Source organism: Chitinophaga sp. SYP-B3965, from assembly GCF_009647655.1.
GTDB lineage: Bacteria > Bacteroidota > Bacteroidia > Chitinophagales > Chitinophagaceae > Chitinophaga.
Window position 1 is genome coordinate 478,595 of the sequence record NZ_WJFD01000002.1, and the last position, 16,545, is coordinate 495,139.

Consider the following 16,545-nt stretch of genomic DNA (forward strand, 5'->3'; position numbering starts at 1 on the left):
ATCTTTGTTCCATGAGTTACACAGTTCCTGCACAAACGCGTATTGGCCATGTGCATTTAAAAGTTTCAGATCTGCAGCGTTCCCTTGATTTTTATTGTGGGTTACTGGGGTTTGAGTTGATGACAAAATATGGTGACCAGGCTGCTTTTATTTCTGCGGGCGGTTATCATCATCATATAGGGCTGAATACCTGGCACAGCAAGGGAATGCCCCCTGCTCCGGAAAATGCACCCGGACTGTATCATACGGCTATATTGTATCCTACGCGGAAAGACCTGGCGGCGATCTATAAAAGATTAACGGATGCAAATGTACCTTTTACGGGTTTTGCAGATCATGGTGTTTCCGAAGCATTATACCTCAATGATCCGGATCAGAATGGTGTGGAGTTATATTGGGATAAACCCAGGGAGCAGTGGCCAAAGGATGAGAACGGATCACTGACGATGTACACACATCGCCTGAACCTGGCGGATCTGTTAAAGGAGCTGGAAAGCTAACTTTTCTTAAAAGCCTCTACTTTATCTTCGATATTATCAATGGCCTCCTCAATGGAATGAGAGTGTTTGAGGTCCAGGTGTTTTTTGGTTTCCAGTGCCAGCTTTGTATAGAACTGGCGGAGTGTATTTAATTCTTCTTCTGATAAAGATTCCACATCAATTAAACGATTGCTGGCGGTTTTAGTGGCCGCTATCAGTTCATTCAGTTTCAGCTGGATGGATTTGGAATCTTTATTCTGTGATTTCTGGATGATGAACACCATCAGGAAAGTAATGATGGTGGTGCCGGTATTGATGACCAGTTGCCAGGTATCAGAATATTTAAAGATGGGGCCGGTTACACCCCATACGATAATAGTCAGAAGGGCCAGTATAAATGCCCATGGGCTTCCGGTTGCTGCGACTACTTTTTCTGAGAACTTTTCAAAAGCGTGTACCTTCTGGGCCATATACTTTAGTAATTGATATTGAGCAGGCGGAGTTTATTGTACAGGGTTTTCCTGTCAATATTCAACAGCTGGGCTGCTTTGGTTTTGTTATACTTCACTTCCTTGAGTACATTAATGATCTTATTGTACTCTGCTTTCAACGCCACGGATTTCAAGTCGTTAGACTCTGGCATTTCAATTTCTTCTTCACCATCCTGACCCAAACTCTCCTGTGGCGGGGCCATGGTAGTACGGAAGGTGCCACCTCCTTTCATTTCCAACGGAAGCGCAGCCATGCTGATCTCCTTATTGGCGGGCGTTAATAAACTGGCGCGGCGGATCACGTTCTTCAATTCACGGATATTTCCCGGCCAGTCGTACTGCCTGAAGCATTCCCATACTTCTTCGCTGAGCACCACAGGTGGTTTATTCAGTTCTTTACTTACCTGCACCATGAAGGAGTCCACAAAGAATGGAAGGTCTGCATTGCGGGTACGTAATGGGGGAATATGAATAGTGAACTCATTGAAACGGTGGAAAAGGTCTTCTCTGAACTTGCCTTTTTGAACGGATTCAAAGAGGTTTTCATTGGAAGCTACGATCAGGCGTACATCTATGGATATTTCCTTCATGCTTCCCACGCGGCGGATCTGTTTTTCCTGGATCACCCGGAGCAGTGCTACCTGGATGTCGTATGTGAGATTGGAGATCTCATCGAGGAATAAAGTACCGCCGTGTGCTTGTTCAAAAGCGCCTATTTTGGTGTTGATGGCCCCTGTAAAAGAACCCTTTTCATGCCCAAAAAGTTCACTGGCTGCCAATTCCCGGGAAAGACTGCCACAATCCAGGGCTACAAAGGGTTGTCCTTTGCGGCTGCTGTGTTCATGGATGAGATGGGCTACGGATTCCTTGCCGGTACCTGTTTCACCAAAAATGATCACGCTGTAATCAGTTGGTGCTACGAGGGTTAGCTCGCGGTACAATGCTTTGGATGGTTCGCTTTCACCATATACGTAAGAACCGGTTTTATGTTGCTGGGTAGCGGGTAAGTTATTTTCTTCGTGGGCATGGGGGGCCACGGCCACTTCAGAGAGCACAACTGGTTTTTGCGACAGGGCTTTATTTACCAGGCTGAGGATCTCGTCAGGATACAAAGGTTTGGAGATATAGTCGTAAGCGCCATTCTTCACCATTTCCACAGCGATCCTTACATCCGTATAACCTGTAATGATGATCACTACGGTTTGCGGGCTGATCTGGCGGATATCGCTCAATAACTTGGCGCCATCGGTATCTTTCAACCGATAGTCACATAATACCAGGTCATAAGGCTCCTCCTTAATCATTTTTAAAGCCTGGCTACCGGTCATGGTACTATCTACCTTGAACCCGTGTTTGCTTAAAAATTTACTAAGAAGGGTACAAATGTTTATTTCATCATCAATAATGAGGATACGTTTCATACTTAATTTGGTATTGGACGGGTATTAAATTTACGACTAATTATGCACATGCTTTACTTAAGCTAACATCTAACTTTTTACGTCAGTAATGATCTCCTGCAATTTCCCTACATTAAAAGGTTTAGGCAAAAAGTGGGCCGCTCCTGCTGTTAGGGCCTTTTCTTTTTCCAATCCGTTGTCATAGGCACTGATAGTGATCACTTGCAGGGCAGGGTAAAGCTTTTTTATCTGAGGCAATGCCTCCAGTCCGGAACCATCCGGGAGGTGTATATCCAGGAATAGGACGTCCGTTGGATGACTTTTCAGGAATTGCCAGCCTTCTGCCAGGGCATGAACATATTTTACTTTATACCCATACTTGCTGAGATTCAATTGCAGTAAGCGGCAGATGTCCGGTTCATCATCTATGATCAGAATTGAATTTCCCATGATCGTTTGGTGTTGAGTATCCTGTTTTGGGTGGTGGTTATTGGCATATTGAACAGGTTTTGTGGCGGTATGTATAGGTACCCGGCTTTCGCGGGTTGGGTTGATGATCGACAGATCAAAAACATTTCCGAATATCTTGTTCCAATATGTGTGTCTTCTGTAGCCCATGGTAACAACCTTCTGTTCAAATATAAGAGGTGCAAACTCTCTGCCGGAAAAAAATGCCTGTCTTGCCTGCTAATCTGGGGATAAAATTCCACACTTTCCCCAACTGCTGTTTCCCAATCTGCGATAATAATAGGTCATTTCTCTTGTTGTTTTCCTGCTGTTAACCCCGCTGGCCCGGTGGTATAGTAATTGCCTTTTTATCAGAACAATAAAACATTATCATATGAACTCACTGCAATTGAAAGGAACATGGAACGAGGTTAAAGGTAAATTAAAACAGCAATATGCGGACCTTACTGATGATGATCTGTTGTATACCGAGGGCAAAGAAGATGAGCTGTACGGTAAACTGCAAAAGAAACTGGGTAAGTCCAAAGAAGAAGTACAAAAATTAATTAGCGATCTATAGCCGATGCGTAGGCTATACTTTTATCATAGCTGTTGTTTTAGTTATTGGCTGCTGTAAAGGTTTTATAATGCGAGCAGCATTATAACATTTATCAATAAAATGATAAGGTGTTTTATGTGAAAAGCGAAACAATATAAAACCAGATAGCTTGCCTTGCTGTCCTGCATATTCATGCAGGACAGCTTTTTTTTATTCCTATGCCCCATGCGGGCGGGGCAAAAAAAAGCCTTTGGTAACTTAATACCAAAGGCGATGGAGTTTTTCACTAAATGGAGGAATTGATTATTTATTCACAGCTTCAACATCCCGCATATGGCGGATCTGGTCATGTGATGCTTTGAGTGTTCTTTGCTGATCTGTGATAATAGAACGGATATTTTCCGGTAAGTAATCCTGGGCTAAAGCTTCGCGGTAGGATTTCTGTGCGGCGTCTTCTCCATATTCGCAGGAAGCGAGGATAGCGTGCCGGTCGTTTCCACCAAAGGATACTTTCACATCCATCCAGGTACGATAGATCTTACCTGCAATGGTAGTGTCCCTTTCTCTTTCTTCTCCCATGGTCCGGAGTTCCTTGTTCAATTCAATGGTGAAATTTTTACTATCTGCAACCATATTATCGAAGAGGATCTTCAGGTCGCCATCATCCGTTTGTTTAATGGCTTTCTGATACCCTTCGATCCGGTCGTTATTAATTTTCACCAGGTCTTCCAATACTTCTGCTGTTTTTTCAGAATGTTGCATAATGGTAATTTTTTTTGGATGATCAATAATGTAATAACTCCAAAAACACTGCCACCTGAAAACACCGGTTGTTACGTTATTTGTGACGATCATTCACCCCCTATGGGGGAAGCACTTCCACAATGTATCCCACGAACGCTGCCACAGATAAGGATACTGCCGTTCTTTGGCATTGGCACAATTTTTCCATTACAATGAATGAACTTAAACTATAAAGCCATGAGTAATTTACTTTATCTGATAGCGGTAATCCTTATTATAGGCTGGTTACTTGGATTCTTTGTTTACTCTGCTACTGGCCTCATTCATGCATTATTGGTACTGGCTATTATTGCCATACTCATCAACATTATTCGTGGAAGGGCCGTTTAGCGAAAGAGCGCCTATATAATAAAAAGAGGAAAAGGATGAAACCCTTTTCCTCTTTTATTTTTTTAAGCCGGGGGTAATGTGATGGTGAACAAAGTTCCTTCACCCAGTACACTTTCTACCTGGATGGTGCCTTTGTGATTGAGGATGATGTTCTGTGTGGAAGTTAAGCCCAGTCCGGTGCCTTTGGCTTTTGAAGTGTAAAAGGGATCGAAGAGTTTGCCTTTGTTTTCTTCCGGAATGCCGGTGCCGTTATCACCGATGCGGATCAGTAACTTGCCCTGGCTCATTTGCGTGCTTACGGTGAGGATACCATTACCGGGCGTCATGGCTTCAATAGCATTGATCAGAAGATTTAAGAGGGCAATATTCATTTTCTCTTCATCTACTACCAACACTGCTTCTTCTTCCATGTAGTGTTCCAGCAAGCGGATACCGTTTAATTGCAGACGGTCCTGGGAAAGGACCAGCGCTTTTTTTACCACTTCGTTGGCGGGGTATTCCTGCATGTTGAGTTCCAGCATGCGGGTAGATTGCAGGAGTTCTGTTACCAGTACATTGATGCGGGTACAATTCCGCTCAATGATATCCAGGTAAAGGTTGCTGTCTTCCACGGTGGGCACTTCATCCTGCCGGTACTGGCCAACAGCCAGCAATATATTGGTGAGCGGATTTCTTACTTCATGGGCTATTACACGGGCAATGCGGCCGGTGATCACAAACTTTTCCTGATTCCGTTTTTCCTGTTCTTCCCGTTTCTTATCAGAAATATCTTCAGCTACGCATAAAAAGGTACCCAGCTGTTCATCCAGTTTATTAGCATTGATGAGCATATCCAGCTTTTGCCCGGATTTGCTTTTGAAGGTGAATTCCTTGTGCACGATGGCACTGTCTTCACAGATGTCCAGCAGGAATTGCAGGGCTTCTGCTTCCTGCATGAAAAGTTCCTTCAGGTTCATCGTCAGCAATTCTTCCTTGCTGTATTGCAACTTCCGCATGGCGGTTGGGTTGACCTCGATAACGTTCTTATGGCAATCTGCGAGGATGATCAGGTCGTGGCTCTTTTCAAAGATGCCGAAATATTTCCTTTCATTTTCTGCAATGAGGCGCAGGTGTTTGAACTCTGTAATGCCGTAACGGATGGCCCTCTCCAGTTCCTGCCCGGTTATTTCCCCTTTAACGAGGTAGTCCGTGGCGCCTGCCATCATCGCTTCATTATCTATGGCATAATCCCCTTTACCGGTGAGCATGATCACGGGGGCTTCATAACCGATTTCCTGAAAATGGCGGAGGGTGTCTATACCGGTATATTGGCCAAGGCGGTAATCCACCAGGTATAATTCGTGTTCCTTTTTCTCAATGGCGGCAATGCCTTTCTGATAAGTGGGCGCCCATTCCAGATGGTATTGTTCCGGGGCAACATCCTGCAATAAACTATTGACGAGGAAAAAATCATCCTCATCATCATCTATCATTAAAATACGTTTACGTGTGTTTTTCATTCTTTAGATTATAATGGCCTGCCCTGTATCAGCAATAAACGTGCTCCTTTTATTTTATTGTTTTATGGGCAGTACGATCACGAATGCGGCTCCCTTTTCCGGGTAGCCATAGGCTGTGATGGTACCATGGTGCGCATCCACGATCTTTTTGCAGATGGCCAGCCCGATGCCGGTTCCTTTATATTCGCTTACGCCGTGCAAACGTTGAAAAATGAGGAAGATCCGCTCCGCATTGGCCTGATCGAACCCAATTCCGTTATCTTCTATGGTAATGCGGCAGAAAGTTTCTTCCCGTTTGTCTTCTTTTATGGTGCCTGTTTCCCTGCCAGACAGCAACTCTTTTTTGATCCTGATCACCAGGGGGCGTTCAGGATCGGCAAATTTTACGGAATTGGAAAGCAGGTTGAGGAATAACTGGTGAAAGGCGGTATCACTACCCTCAATTTCGGGCAGCTGATCATGATAGACAATCCCTTTACGATCCTGCAGGGCTAATTCCAGGTCTCCGATCACATTCTGGAGAAGCTGGTTCATATCTACCGGTTTTACGCTTTCAGGTGTGATCCTGCCTGCGCGGGAAAAACTGAGCAGATCATTGATGAGTACACGCATCCTGTGTACGGCCACTACCATGCGATCTATTAACTGAGATGCATCCGCGGGAAGTTCCGGTTTATATTTTACCTGGAGGCGGTCTGAGAAGGTGGATATTTTACGTAAAGGTTCCTGAAGGTCATGCGAAGCCACATAGGCAAACTGTTCCAGGTCCAAATTGCTTTTATTGAGCAGGGTGATGTTTTCCTGCAATTCCCGCTGATAGTTCTTGAGCCGTGTTTCTACATGCAGCTGCAGCCTGAATTCCCTGTTAAGGATGATGTAGGAATAAACACCGATCAAAATGGCGAAAATGGAAATGATAAAAACAACGGGGATCCAGAGGGTGGAGAAAAACTGGAAGAGGCGGGACCTTTCTGTTAACTGGGCTTCTTCGATATCCGTCATATCCTGCACCTTTTTATCTATCAGGTCCATGGACACTTCTCCTTCCTCTACGGAAATGCGGCCGCCTACAGCAGTGTTCGTTTGTTCTCCGGCGGTGAGCTGTTTGTATTTTATATCCAGGAGGTTCTTTAATGTATCCAGGTTCTTTTGCTGAGCAGGATCATTGATGATCTTGCGGAGGTTCCGGTATTCCTTTTCAATTTTAGCGCTGCGCTCTTCCATACTGGGATGCAGGAAGGCAGCTTGCTTAGTAAGGTTATACCCCCGGATGGCGGCTTCCGCATCTTTCAACTGTTTGGTGATCACCTCCAGCTTTTTGGAGACCTCAATGGTGTGGTTCAGCTGATTAGCGTTGTGCATGAGGTTCTTGGCTATCAGATATGATAACACGGTAGCCCCTACTATGATAGTAAACGCGATAAAAAAGCCGATCCTGATCTTTTTCTGTACGCTGATATGCATTGGTTTCATTAAAATGGGGCTAACTAAGTTACTTAAAAACAAGTACTTATTTACATTCCCCCCTCGTGCAACAATTTCTACAGTTTGAAAAGGTATTTCTACATAACAGATCAGGGTGATAGCATGGAATACTTCGCTATAGTGGTTGCCGTATGATTATTAAGGTTGTTAACAGCAATTGGAACCACTTGTGGTTATAATTCTCATTCTATTTCTCTTATCTCAACGCAAATGTGATACCGTTATTGGAATGCTGTTTGAAATATTTATTCCTGTGATGCAGCAAGTGCATATCTATTTTTTACATCTTAAAATTGTGAGTTATGAACAGCCTAACCAATCAGGACACTCCTGTAAAACCCGGCCAACCACAGCCGCAGCCACCAGGAAAGGAAGAAGAAAAAGGAAGACATGGGGAAGGTGGTGGGCAACCTAAACCTGAGATCCCGGACATACCGGAGGAAGTTCCAAAACGTGAAATAGACCGTAAACCCGGTGACCCGAAAGCTGTTCCCGAACAAGGGCCCAAAGAGCAGATCCCGGACAAAGGAGAGAGCGAAGAGAACAATGACGTAGAAGAACAAGACCCGGACCTGTTAGTGGAAGATGACCGTGATTCAGGGAACAAAGACCAGGATAGCGTGGTAGACAGCAGGGACCGATTCCCATTTCCTAACAAAGAAACACCATATAAAAAACAATAAACAATGGCAACTAAGAAAACATCCCCCGGCAAGACTTCCGCTGCAAAAAAGAATGGCGGCGAGAAGATGGAGAATTCCAAATTCCACAAGTTATTCATGGATGAGCTGAAAGACATATACTGGGCTGAAAAACACCTGGTAAAAGCACTGCCTAAAATGCAGAAAGCGGCTACATCAGAAGAACTTGCCAGTGCCATAGGTGATCACCTGGCCACTACAAAAGGACATGTAACCCGCATTGAGGAGATCTTTGGAATGCTTGGCGCCAAGGCTACTGCCAAAAAATGTGAAGCCATGGAAGGCCTGGTGATGGAAGCGCAGGAACTGATGGAGGAAGAAGAAGAGTCCGCAGTGCTGGATGCCGGTTTGATCATTGCGGCGCAGAAAGTGGAACATTATGAAATTGCCACTTATGGTAGTCTGCGTACGCTGGCTAATATTATGGGGCATACAGATGTAGCTCATTTACTGGAACAAACGCTGGCAGAAGAAAAAGAGGCAGACAGTTTATTGACGCAGATTGCTGAATCAACGGTGAATGAAGAAGCGTTATCTGAATAAATCATTTTTCCGGAAACATGCAGAAAGCAAATCGTAAAAAGGATGTAAGGCCACCGCAGCATCAGAACAGACAGCCAGGAATAGAATCTAAGATGAAACCGCTGCCGGTTGCCGAGAGAGAGATCGTATCCGCCAGTGGCCGGCTACTGGGGAAAGTAGCTGTGATCACTGGCGGAGACAGTGGGATAGGAAAAGCGGTTGCATTGGCATTTGCTGCAGAAGGCGCAGATGTTGCGATCGCTTACCTGGATGAACACGAAGATGCGAAACGCACTGCTGAGCAAATTGAAGCATATGGCCGTAAGGCGTTATTGATCGCGGGAGATATCGGTCGTGAAAAACATTGTGAGAAAATTGTTCGGCAAACTGTGCAGCAATTCGGGAAGATCGATATCCTCGTGAACAATGCTGCTGTGCAGTATCCGCAGAAATCCATCACGGATATTACAGCAGAGCAGTTGCTGAAAACCTTTACGGTGAACATCTTTGCACAATTCTATTTAGCTAAAGCAGTTTTACCACATATGGCACGTGGCAGCAGTATCATCAATACTACTTCTGTTACGGCCTACCGCGGTAGCGGTCATTTAGTAGATTATTCTTCTACCAAAGGTGCTATTGTTGGTTTTACGCGTTCCTTATCTTCCATGCTGGCGGATAAAGGGATCAGGGTGAACGGGGTGGCTCCCGGGCCCATCTGGACGCCATTAATTCCTGCTACTTTCAGGGCAGGTGATGTGGCGGAATTTGGTTCAGATGTGCCGTTGAAAAGAGCGGGACAACCTGTGGAAGTTGCACCCTGTTATGTGTTCCTCGCTTCTGAGGATGCCAGTTATATGACCGGGCAAATACTACATCCTAACGGAGGAGAGATAGTAAACGGATAAGATCATGTGTAAGGTTGTTCTGCAATGGGCAACTTTTTTAAAGCTCCTTCTATTGAAAAACCAGTGTGATTATTTGTTGGTTGTTCACCCGTATTAAATTAAAAAACCGCCTCAGAACTTGTTCCGAGACGGTTTTTTTACACAGATCTATCTTCACAAACCACCAAAGATTGCCTGTTCATCACGATCCTCTACGGGGATCTTCTTTAAGAAGTCATCAAATCCCGCTTCATCATGCGAGCTGTACATGCCGTATGCATCTACCACATAGCCTTTATGGCCTTCCTTATCTTCCAGCAGGTACAGTACAGCACTATCAGAAGGATCTGATTCTCCTTCAAAACGATATGTTTTGATGATCTTCAGATCTTCCGGATCATAGATCTGTTCCCCTTCTACAGGTTGCATTCTTCCGTGGTCGCTCATTTTAAATTCATTATCGTATCCCTTTGAATGAAGCTTGTTCATTACCTGGGAGAGAGTTGTCATTTCGCCTGGTTTATCTGAAGTTGGTGTTTTCATAAATGTAGGTTGTTTAGTTCGATGATATAAATCCAAAACACATGCCACATCAATGTGGCGCAATTATTGGATAGGTTTTATAAAATATTTAACATCTATTCCCCCCATAGTTATGCATATTTATTAAGCTAATTCCGTCCTGGTCCCAGGACGGTTTTTTTATTGCTGGTATAATGATTGATATCCTATTAGTATAAAATCATTATACTATGAGAGCAGTATGGTCAGGTAGTATAGGCTTCGGCCTGGTAAACATTCCGGTTAAATTATACAGCGCCGTTCAGGAGAGTAATCTTGATCTGGATATGCTGGATAAAAAAGATCATTCCCGCATCCGCTTTCAACGGATCAATGAAAAGACGGGAAAGGAAGTGCAGTGGGCGAACATTGTGAAAGGATACAATCTCAACGATGAATATGTTGTACTCGATGATAAGGACTTTGAAGATGCCAGCCCCAGGAAAAGTAAGATCATAGAGATCACTTCTTTTGTAGAAGCTGTCGAGATCGATGATGTCTATTTTGAATCGCCGTACTTTATTGAACCGGATAAAAGTGGTGGTAAAGCGTATGAGTTATTACTACGTACGTTAGAGAAAACAGGTAAAGCAGGCGTGAGTTTATTTGTGCTGCGTAACCATGAGAACCTGGCGATCGTGCGGCCGAAAGAGAACTATCTCATGCTGCATCGTCTTCGTTTTGAGGAAGAGATACGCAAACCGGAGATAAACCTCCCCACTAATGTGAAGATCTCCAAGAAAGAACTGGACATGGCTGCGAAACTAGTGGCTGAATACACAGAGACATTTGATATTTCCCAATACAAGGATGAGTATAAAAAGGAACTGATGAAGATCATCAAAGCTAAAGCGTCAGGTAAACGTACTACAGTGAAGAAACTGAAAGTAGCGCATACTCGTGGTACGGATATCTTTGAACAGCTGAAAGCGAGCCTTGGTGGTAAAAAACGAGTATCATGAGCCTTTCCAAGTATAAACAGAAAAGGGATTTCAAACAGACTGCAGAGCCTGTTGCCGGTAAAGCAGAAGGCAAACACATCTTTGTTGTACAGCGGCATCATGCCACACGGCTGCATTATGATTTCCGGCTGGAGATCAATGGTGCGCTTAAAAGCTGGGCTGTGCCTAAAGGGCCTTCTTTAAATCCTGCAGATAAACGGCTGGCGATGGAAGTGGAAGATCATCCTTATGATTATAAGGATTTTGAAGGACAGATACCAGCGGGGAATTATGGTGCAGGGTATGTGTATATCTGGGATAAAGGGACGTTTGAAATGCTCGATCCAAAAGGGAATGCGTTGAAAGAATGGAAGTCTGGCAGTATAAAAGTTGTGTTGCATGGGAAGAAGCTAAAGGGTGAATTTGCGTTAGTGAAGATGAAAGGCGGGAGGGATGAGAATGCGTGGTTGATGATCAAACATAAAGATAAGTATGCGGTGGATAGGGAGTATAACAGTGAGGATTATACGCCGAAGCGGGTGATTGCGAAGGGGAAAGGAGAGGCGGAGAAGGGAGCTGTGGGTTCTGCTTCGAAAAAAGCTGGCGCTTCAGCTCCAAAGAAGGCAGCTTCGAAAAAAGCAGCACCTAAAAAGAAAGCTGCAGCCACTGGTGTAAAAAAAAAGCCCAAACGCGAAAAAGTAAAATAAAAGAATGGTATCATCCTATGCTCGCCACATTAGTGGATGAGCCTTTTGACAGAGAAGGATGGATATTTGAAACGAAATGGGATGGTTATCGCGCTATTGCCCAGGTACAGGATGGAGCAGCTGAACTGTATTCACGGAACCAGCTCTCTTTCAATAAAGTATACGCTCCTATTAAGGCTGCCGTGGAGAAAATTCCTCACAATGTGGTGCTGGACGGCGAAGTAGTGATATTGGGAGCCAATAATTACACTGATTTTCAGGCTTTACAGAATTATAAATCTACCGGAAAAGGGAAACTCACTTACGAAGTATTTGATCTGCTGCACCTGGATGGGCACGATCTGAAGGAATTAACACTCATAGAAAGAAAAACGTTATTACAGGAACTGGTGAAGCAGCTGGATGACCCCTTGGTTAGATATTCTGCGCATGTAGCGGATAAAGGGAATAAGCTCTTTGAGAAAGCACAGAAGGATGGTTGGGAAGGGATCATCGCGAAGAATGGAGCGAGTGATTATGTGGAAGGGACGCGGACGCTCAACTGGCTGAAGATGAAAATACTGAACCGGCAGGAGGTGATCATTTGCGGATACACGGAGCCGCGGGGTAGCAGGAAGAAGATCGGGGCTTTGATATTAGGAGTATATGAGAAGAGCAAACTGCGGTATGTCGGGCATTGCGGAGGAGGTTTTAATGATCAGGGGTTGAATGATATGCATGCACTTTTGCAGAAGTATAAACAGGAGGATTCTCCTTTTGCGGAGAAGGTTAAAACGAATACGGCTGTTACGTGGTTGAAACCAGAGCTGGTATGTGAGGTGAAGTTTGCTGGCTGGACGGAGGATGGGATACTGCGGCAGCCCATTTTTGTGGCATTGCGGGAGGATAAGGCGGCTAAGAGTGTTAAGCAGGAGAAACCTATAAAAGGGAAAACCATGGCTACTAAAACTGTTACGAAAGCTGCTGCGAAAGTGGCGGCGAAGAAAACAAAGGGATCCGTGAAAGCATCGGCGGCAGAGAGGTCTGATATTTCTTTGAAGGGGGGAAAAGCAATGGCGGCAAAGAGGTCTGATATTTCTTCTTTTAAGGGGGGAAAGGCAAAGACAGCAAAAGTTGCAGCTGATAAATCATCAAAAAAAGAAAACGACCGCACGTTGCTCCTGAACAAACAATCCGTTGTGCTCACCAATCAGCAGAAGATCTATTGGCCGCAGGAGAAGATCACGAAGGGGCAACTCGTGGATTATTATATGGAGGTAGCAGATCACCTGCTTCCTCATCTGAAAGACCGGCCTTTATCCTTGCATCGTTTCCCCAACGGCATTACCGGCATGAGCTTCTATCAAAAAGATATGGATGTAAAAACCATCCCCTCCTGGTTGAAGACTGTTTCCTTCCTCGCTGAATCTACCGGTAAGGAAGTAGATTATCTGTTGTGTAATGATAAAGCCACACTGGCATATATGATCAACCTGGGCTGCATTGAAGTGAATCCCTGGCTTTCCCGCATCAGCAAACCAGAACATCCTGATAATATTGTAATAGACCTGGACCCGGAAGGCATTCCTTTTTCCGCTGTGGTGGAAACAGCACAGTGTGTACATGAGATCCTGAAGAAATTCGGCATTAACTCCTACTGCAAAACATCCGGCTCAAGGGGTCTGCATATTTTCATTCCTACCGGCGCAAAATATGAATATGATACCTGCAGGCTTTTCGCAGAGTTCATTGCAAGGGAAACCAATGCACAATTACCCGGTATCACCAGTGTGGTTCGTACAAAATCTCAGCGAAAGAAAAAGGTGTATGTGGATTTTCTGCAGAACAGTCACGGGCAAACTATTGCGGCGCCTTATTCCGTGAGGCCAAAGCCCGGGGCTACGGTGTCTACTCCTTTAGATTGGAAAGAAGTGAATGAAAAACTAAACATAAAAGATTTTCATATAGGCAATACCGTAAGCAGGCTTAAAAAGAAAGGAGATCTCTGGGCCAATATCTATAAAGACAAAAACGATCTGAAAGCAGTTCTTAAAAAGCAGGTAAAATGAACAAGTATTTCATCAAAGGCCTGTTGACAGGCACGTTTATTGGATTTATACTCACATCGCCTAAAAGGGAGTTATGGCTGAAGCAACTGGAATGCAAGCTGAAACGTTTCGCCCGGAAGGCTATTACTCACCAAAAATAAAGCGTATGCCAGAAAGAACCATTTCCTCATCCCCCTTAAAACTAACATGGGTATACGGTATCCTGATCGCACTGGTTTGCATCGCCTTTACCATGATCTTTTACATGACGCATTGGTCCGCCGATCTCTGGACGGGTTATCTTGTAAGCGGCATCCTTTTCCTCGGGGTACTCTTCTCCGTTATCCACGCAAACAAAGCATTGGGAGGCAGGGCTTCCCTCGGAAGTTTATTAACAATGGGCATCCTTACCGCAGCGATCGCTATTGTGATGATCTCTACTGCCACTATTTTTTTCCACCTGGCCACTGAGCCAAACGTAAGCAATTCCGTGGATATCCCCTCTGATGGCGGCCATTTGAGTGAATACAGCGTTACAAAAAGAGAGGGTTTCTGGATCTACCTTGTTACGAATGTCCTCTTTATGAACCTGGTGCTGGGATTCCTTGCAGCTGGCATTGGCGCCATGACGGTAAAGCGGGATCAGAAAACTACTGCGGCCAAATAGTACTTTCCCCCTACCTTTGCATGCATGTCCAAAGGTCAAATTCTTATTATTGATGACGAGGAGCAGTTGCGTAAACTGCTGGGGAGATTATTGTCGCTCGAGGGATATACTATCCTGGAAGCGGGAAATATTAAGGCGGCAGCTAAGCTGCTGGAGAAGGAAGAGGTGCAGGTGATATTGTCTGATGTTAAACTTCCCGATGGCAATGGGGTGCAATTCACCAGTGAGCTGAAACGGTTATATCCGGAAACGGAGGTGATCGTGCTCACGGCTTATGGGAATATTGCGGATGGCGTGCAGGCCATTAAAAATGGGGCATTCGATTATCTGACCAAAGGGGATGATAATAACCGCATCCTTCCGTTGGTGAGTAAGGCCATGGACAAAGCGCAGCTGCAATTCCGCATCCGTTCGCTGGAGAATAAGATCGGGAGTAAATATGATTTCGGGAATATCATTGGTCAATCTAAGGAAATAAAGGATGCTATTGCGGTGGCAGAGAAAGTGGCGGCAACAGATGTAACGGTGCTGCTGCTGGGAGAAACAGGGTCTGGCAAAGAGGTTTTTGCGCAGGCCATTCATCGTGCGAGTTCCCGCAGATCGCAACCTTTTGTGGCAGTGAATTGCAGTGCGTTTGGGAGGGAGATCCTGGAAAGTGAACTCTTTGGGCATAAAGCAGGCGCTTTTACCAGTGCCATCAAAGACAAAAAAGGGTTTTTAGAGGAAGCGCATAACGGGACTATCTTCCTGGATGAGATCGGTGAGATGGCGATAGAGTTACAGGCGAAGTTATTGCGCGTACTGGAAACACAAGAGTTTTATAAAGTGGGGGATTCAAAACCCATTAAGGTGAATATCCGCATCATTGCAGCTACCAACCGGGAGCTGGAGAAAGAAATAGAAGCAGGGCATTTCAGGGCAGACCTTTATTACAGATTGTCTGCTTTCCAGATCACATTACCTTCACTGAATGAACGAAGCAAGGATATCCCTATGCTGGCGTTGTTCTTCCTCCAACAATTTGCACCTAAGAATGGTAAAAAAATAACAGGAATGAGTGAGGCTTTTTCGAAAGCGTTGCAGCAGCATAACTGGAAAGGCAATATCCGCGAATTGCGGAATGTGATAGAGCGGGCGGTGATCTTATCTGATGCGCCAGAGTTGGATACTTCTTCTTTACCCTTTGAATTTCAGTTTGCAGGGCCGGCGTCTGTGAATCATTCTTCTCTTACGCTGGCAGATGTTGAAAAACAACATATTATACGGGTATTGCAATTTGCGAAGGGAAATAAAACGAAGGCGGCAGAGATGATGCAAATAGGATTAACTACTTTATACAATAAAATTAAGGAGTACAATATATAAGACCACACTCCCATTTTTGCATATACCCTTCAATTTCTGCATGGTTGCCGCTTTTTTAGCTGCAACCTTTTTTAATGCCGTTTGTTAATTACCAATGAGTTAAGTGTGGATTGTCGCATTTGGCACCCCAATGGCATATACCGGGAAAATTAAACACCATGTTACCGGATGCTAAGATCCCACTACTAATCGCTCAACAGATCCCCGAATTATCTCCTGGTTTGGAGCAAGCAGGGCCTGTTACGCAAACGATCAGAACTTTTACCGCCTACACAAAACAATTGATCAACAAAGGACAGCTACAGGAAGTGAAGAAATGCTTTTCGATGGCTGGCGTGTTGTACAGGAACGGAAGCACGTTATTAAAGAATGCGATCGAGGATGTATTCCTCTATAGTATTTCCCCTTTCCTGGATGCACAGCAATATGTGAAGGAGTCCCTGCCGCAGTCCTTAAAACACCTGAGAAATCAACAATTAAAAAATACGCTATGTTAATGTTACTGCTCTTTTTAGCCGGGCTTATCTGCTTTTGGCTGATCTACAAATCGGTTGACTTTTTCGAAAAGATTTAAACTGTACCAACATGATGAATGCATTATTTGTATTGTCCATCCTCGTTTTCCTATACATGATCTATGTATTGCTGAAACCTGAAAAATTCTAAAGCAATA

21 protein-coding genes are annotated in these 16,545 nt (G+C 44.5%); 14 read left to right on the forward strand and 7 right to left on the reverse strand.

Going from position 1 to position 16,545, the window contains the following annotated elements; all coding sequences use genetic code 11:
- Nucleotides 1-11: 11 nt before the first annotated feature.
- Nucleotides 12-500, forward strand: a complete 489-nt coding sequence (locus tag GFS24_RS16125; RefSeq protein WP_153660977.1) for a VOC family protein — start codon at nucleotides 12-14, stop codon at nucleotides 498-500.
- On the opposite strand, the gene GFS24_RS16130 is transcribed toward GFS24_RS16125, so the two are convergent.
- From GFS24_RS16130 to GFS24_RS16140, 3 genes are all read right to left on the reverse strand, one after another.
- The gene (locus GFS24_RS16130; protein WP_153660979.1) at nucleotides 497-949 is read right to left on the reverse strand and encodes a low affinity iron permease family protein; all 453 of its coding nucleotides are present in this window, start codon (nucleotides 947-949) and stop codon (nucleotides 497-499) included. The two genes, GFS24_RS16125 and GFS24_RS16130, sit on opposite strands and share 4 nt — an antisense overlap.
- A gap of 5 nt (nucleotides 950-954) precedes the next feature.
- On the reverse strand, nucleotides 955-2,391 hold the full coding sequence (locus GFS24_RS16135) for a sigma-54 dependent transcriptional regulator (protein WP_153660981.1): 1,437 nt from the start codon (nucleotides 2,389-2,391) through the stop codon (nucleotides 955-957).
- Nucleotides 2,392-2,460: 69 nt separating this feature from the next.
- Nucleotides 2,461-2,820 (reverse strand): response regulator, encoded by a 360-nt coding sequence (locus tag GFS24_RS16140; protein ID WP_153660983.1) that lies wholly within the window; start codon nucleotides 2,818-2,820, stop codon nucleotides 2,461-2,463.
- Between the two features lie 391 nt (nucleotides 2,821-3,211).
- On the opposite strand from GFS24_RS16140, the gene GFS24_RS16145 reads away from it, so the two are divergent.
- On the forward strand, nucleotides 3,212-3,397 hold the full coding sequence (locus tag GFS24_RS16145) for a CsbD family protein (protein WP_153660985.1): 186 nt from the start codon (nucleotides 3,212-3,214) through the stop codon (nucleotides 3,395-3,397).
- A gap of 282 nt (nucleotides 3,398-3,679) precedes the next feature.
- On the opposite strand, the gene GFS24_RS16150 is transcribed toward GFS24_RS16145, so the two are convergent.
- A complete protein-coding gene (locus GFS24_RS16150) occupies nucleotides 3,680-4,138 on the reverse strand; it encodes a PA2169 family four-helix-bundle protein (protein ID WP_153660987.1) in 459 nt (152 codons plus the stop codon).
- Between the two features lie 219 nt (nucleotides 4,139-4,357).
- Between GFS24_RS16150 and GFS24_RS16155 the strand changes: the two genes are divergently transcribed.
- Nucleotides 4,358-4,510 (forward strand): lmo0937 family membrane protein, encoded by a 153-nt coding sequence (locus GFS24_RS16155; protein ID WP_153660989.1) that lies wholly within the window; start codon nucleotides 4,358-4,360, stop codon nucleotides 4,508-4,510.
- A 62-nt stretch (nucleotides 4,511-4,572) separates the two neighbouring features.
- Here the strand turns inward: GFS24_RS16155 and GFS24_RS16160 are convergent, their stop codons facing one another.
- Both GFS24_RS16160 and GFS24_RS16165 read right to left on the reverse strand, forming a co-directional pair.
- A complete protein-coding gene (locus tag GFS24_RS16160; RefSeq protein WP_153660991.1) occupies nucleotides 4,573-6,009 on the reverse strand; it encodes a hybrid sensor histidine kinase/response regulator in 1,437 nt (478 codons plus the stop codon).
- Nucleotides 6,010-6,063: 54 nt separating this feature from the next.
- The gene (locus GFS24_RS16165) at nucleotides 6,064-7,482 is read right to left on the reverse strand and encodes an ATP-binding protein (RefSeq protein WP_153660993.1); all 1,419 of its coding nucleotides are present in this window, start codon (nucleotides 7,480-7,482) and stop codon (nucleotides 6,064-6,066) included.
- Between the two features lie 314 nt (nucleotides 7,483-7,796).
- Here GFS24_RS16165 and GFS24_RS16170 point away from each other — a divergent pair, with 314 nt between their 5' ends.
- From GFS24_RS16170 to GFS24_RS16180, 3 genes are read left to right on the forward strand one after another with little or no spacing between them, the layout of a single operon-like run.
- A complete protein-coding gene (locus GFS24_RS16170) occupies nucleotides 7,797-8,177 on the forward strand; it encodes a hypothetical protein (protein WP_153660995.1) in 381 nt (126 codons plus the stop codon).
- A gap of 3 nt (nucleotides 8,178-8,180) precedes the next feature.
- Nucleotides 8,181-8,738, forward strand: coding sequence for a ferritin-like domain-containing protein (locus tag GFS24_RS16175; protein WP_153660997.1), 558 nt, complete (start codon nucleotides 8,181-8,183; stop codon nucleotides 8,736-8,738).
- A 17-nt stretch (nucleotides 8,739-8,755) separates the two neighbouring features.
- On the forward strand, nucleotides 8,756-9,625 hold the full coding sequence (locus GFS24_RS16180; RefSeq protein WP_153660999.1) for an SDR family oxidoreductase: 870 nt from the start codon (nucleotides 8,756-8,758) through the stop codon (nucleotides 9,623-9,625).
- 153 nt (nucleotides 9,626-9,778) lie between these two features.
- Here the strand turns inward: GFS24_RS16180 and GFS24_RS16185 are convergent, their stop codons facing one another.
- Nucleotides 9,779-10,147, reverse strand: coding sequence for a hypothetical protein (locus GFS24_RS16185; RefSeq protein ID WP_153661001.1), 369 nt, complete (start codon nucleotides 10,145-10,147; stop codon nucleotides 9,779-9,781).
- Between the two features lie 209 nt (nucleotides 10,148-10,356).
- Here GFS24_RS16185 and GFS24_RS16190 point away from each other — a divergent pair, with 209 nt between their 5' ends.
- The 8 genes from GFS24_RS16190 to GFS24_RS29465 all read left to right on the forward strand — a co-directional run bounded on the left by GFS24_RS16190 (nucleotide 10,357) and on the right by GFS24_RS29465 (nucleotide 16,538).
- The gene (locus GFS24_RS16190; protein WP_153661003.1) at nucleotides 10,357-11,127 is read left to right on the forward strand and encodes a Ku protein; all 771 of its coding nucleotides are present in this window, start codon (nucleotides 10,357-10,359) and stop codon (nucleotides 11,125-11,127) included.
- A complete protein-coding gene (locus GFS24_RS16195; protein ID WP_153661005.1) occupies nucleotides 11,124-11,813 on the forward strand; it encodes a DNA polymerase ligase N-terminal domain-containing protein in 690 nt (229 codons plus the stop codon). Before GFS24_RS16190 ends, GFS24_RS16195 begins: the two co-directional genes overlap by 4 nt.
- Nucleotides 11,814-11,830: 17 nt before the next feature.
- Nucleotides 11,831-13,861, forward strand: a complete 2,031-nt coding sequence (gene ligD / locus GFS24_RS16200) for a DNA ligase D (RefSeq protein ID WP_153661007.1) — start codon at nucleotides 11,831-11,833, stop codon at nucleotides 13,859-13,861.
- Entirely contained in the window at nucleotides 13,858-14,001 is a 144-nt protein-coding gene (locus GFS24_RS16205) for a hypothetical protein (protein WP_153661009.1), read from the forward strand. The genes ligD and GFS24_RS16205 overlap by 4 nt, the downstream gene beginning before the upstream one ends.
- Nucleotides 14,002-14,006: 5 nt before the next feature.
- Nucleotides 14,007-14,507: a DUF4199 domain-containing protein gene (locus GFS24_RS16210; protein ID WP_153661011.1), complete on the forward strand. Its 501-nt coding sequence runs from the start codon at nucleotides 14,007-14,009 to the stop codon at nucleotides 14,505-14,507.
- A gap of 24 nt (nucleotides 14,508-14,531) precedes the next feature.
- A complete protein-coding gene (locus tag GFS24_RS16215) occupies nucleotides 14,532-15,872 on the forward strand; it encodes a sigma-54 dependent transcriptional regulator (protein ID WP_153661013.1) in 1,341 nt (446 codons plus the stop codon).
- Nucleotides 15,873-16,030: 158 nt separating this feature from the next.
- Complete coding sequence (locus GFS24_RS16220) at nucleotides 16,031-16,369, forward strand: hypothetical protein (protein ID WP_153661015.1); 339 nt, start codon at nucleotides 16,031-16,033, stop codon at nucleotides 16,367-16,369.
- 91 nt (nucleotides 16,370-16,460) lie between these two features.
- Nucleotides 16,461-16,538 (forward strand): potassium-transporting ATPase subunit F, encoded by a 78-nt coding sequence (locus GFS24_RS29465; protein ID WP_371731047.1) that lies wholly within the window; start codon nucleotides 16,461-16,463, stop codon nucleotides 16,536-16,538.
- Nucleotides 16,539-16,545 lie beyond the last annotated feature (7 nt).

What these genes read in the sequence shown, in the direction of transcription:
- GFS24_RS16125 (WP_153660977.1), top strand. Translation starts at nt 12, where the DNA reads ATGAGTTACACAGTTCCTGCACAAACGCGTATTGGCCATGTGCATTTA.
- GFS24_RS16130 (WP_153660979.1), bottom strand. Translation starts at nt 949, where the DNA reads ATGGCCCAGAAGGTACACGCTTTTGAAAAGTTCTCAGAAAAAGTAGTC.
- GFS24_RS16135 (WP_153660981.1), bottom strand. Translation starts at nt 2,391, where the DNA reads ATGAAACGTATCCTCATTATTGATGATGAAATAAACATTTGTACCCTT.
- GFS24_RS16140 (WP_153660983.1), bottom strand. Translation starts at nt 2,820, where the DNA reads ATGGGAAATTCAATTCTGATCATAGATGATGAACCGGACATCTGCCGC.
- GFS24_RS16145 (WP_153660985.1), top strand. Translation starts at nt 3,212, where the DNA reads ATGAACTCACTGCAATTGAAAGGAACATGGAACGAGGTTAAAGGTAAA.
- GFS24_RS16150 (WP_153660987.1), bottom strand. Translation starts at nt 4,138, where the DNA reads ATGCAACATTCTGAAAAAACAGCAGAAGTATTGGAAGACCTGGTGAAA.
- GFS24_RS16155 (WP_153660989.1), top strand. Translation starts at nt 4,358, where the DNA reads ATGAGTAATTTACTTTATCTGATAGCGGTAATCCTTATTATAGGCTGG.
- GFS24_RS16160 (WP_153660991.1), bottom strand. Translation starts at nt 6,009, where the DNA reads ATGAAAAACACACGTAAACGTATTTTAATGATAGATGATGATGAGGAT.
- GFS24_RS16165 (WP_153660993.1), bottom strand. Translation starts at nt 7,482, where the DNA reads ATGAAACCAATGCATATCAGCGTACAGAAAAAGATCAGGATCGGCTTT.
- GFS24_RS16170 (WP_153660995.1), top strand. Translation starts at nt 7,797, where the DNA reads ATGAACAGCCTAACCAATCAGGACACTCCTGTAAAACCCGGCCAACCA.
- GFS24_RS16175 (WP_153660997.1), top strand. Translation starts at nt 8,181, where the DNA reads ATGGCAACTAAGAAAACATCCCCCGGCAAGACTTCCGCTGCAAAAAAG.
- GFS24_RS16180 (WP_153660999.1), top strand. Translation starts at nt 8,756, where the DNA reads ATGCAGAAAGCAAATCGTAAAAAGGATGTAAGGCCACCGCAGCATCAG.
- GFS24_RS16185 (WP_153661001.1), bottom strand. Translation starts at nt 10,147, where the DNA reads ATGAAAACACCAACTTCAGATAAACCAGGCGAAATGACAACTCTCTCC.
- GFS24_RS16190 (WP_153661003.1), top strand. Translation starts at nt 10,357, where the DNA reads ATGAGAGCAGTATGGTCAGGTAGTATAGGCTTCGGCCTGGTAAACATT.
- GFS24_RS16195 (WP_153661005.1), top strand. Translation starts at nt 11,124, where the DNA reads ATGAGCCTTTCCAAGTATAAACAGAAAAGGGATTTCAAACAGACTGCA.
- ligD (WP_153661007.1), top strand. Translation starts at nt 11,831, where the DNA reads ATGCTCGCCACATTAGTGGATGAGCCTTTTGACAGAGAAGGATGGATA.
- GFS24_RS16205 (WP_153661009.1), top strand. Translation starts at nt 13,858, where the DNA reads ATGAACAAGTATTTCATCAAAGGCCTGTTGACAGGCACGTTTATTGGA.
- GFS24_RS16210 (WP_153661011.1), top strand. Translation starts at nt 14,007, where the DNA reads ATGCCAGAAAGAACCATTTCCTCATCCCCCTTAAAACTAACATGGGTA.
- GFS24_RS16215 (WP_153661013.1), top strand. Translation starts at nt 14,532, where the DNA reads ATGTCCAAAGGTCAAATTCTTATTATTGATGACGAGGAGCAGTTGCGT.
- GFS24_RS16220 (WP_153661015.1), top strand. Translation starts at nt 16,031, where the DNA reads ATGTTACCGGATGCTAAGATCCCACTACTAATCGCTCAACAGATCCCC.
- GFS24_RS29465 (WP_371731047.1), top strand. Translation starts at nt 16,461, where the DNA reads ATGAATGCATTATTTGTATTGTCCATCCTCGTTTTCCTATACATGATC.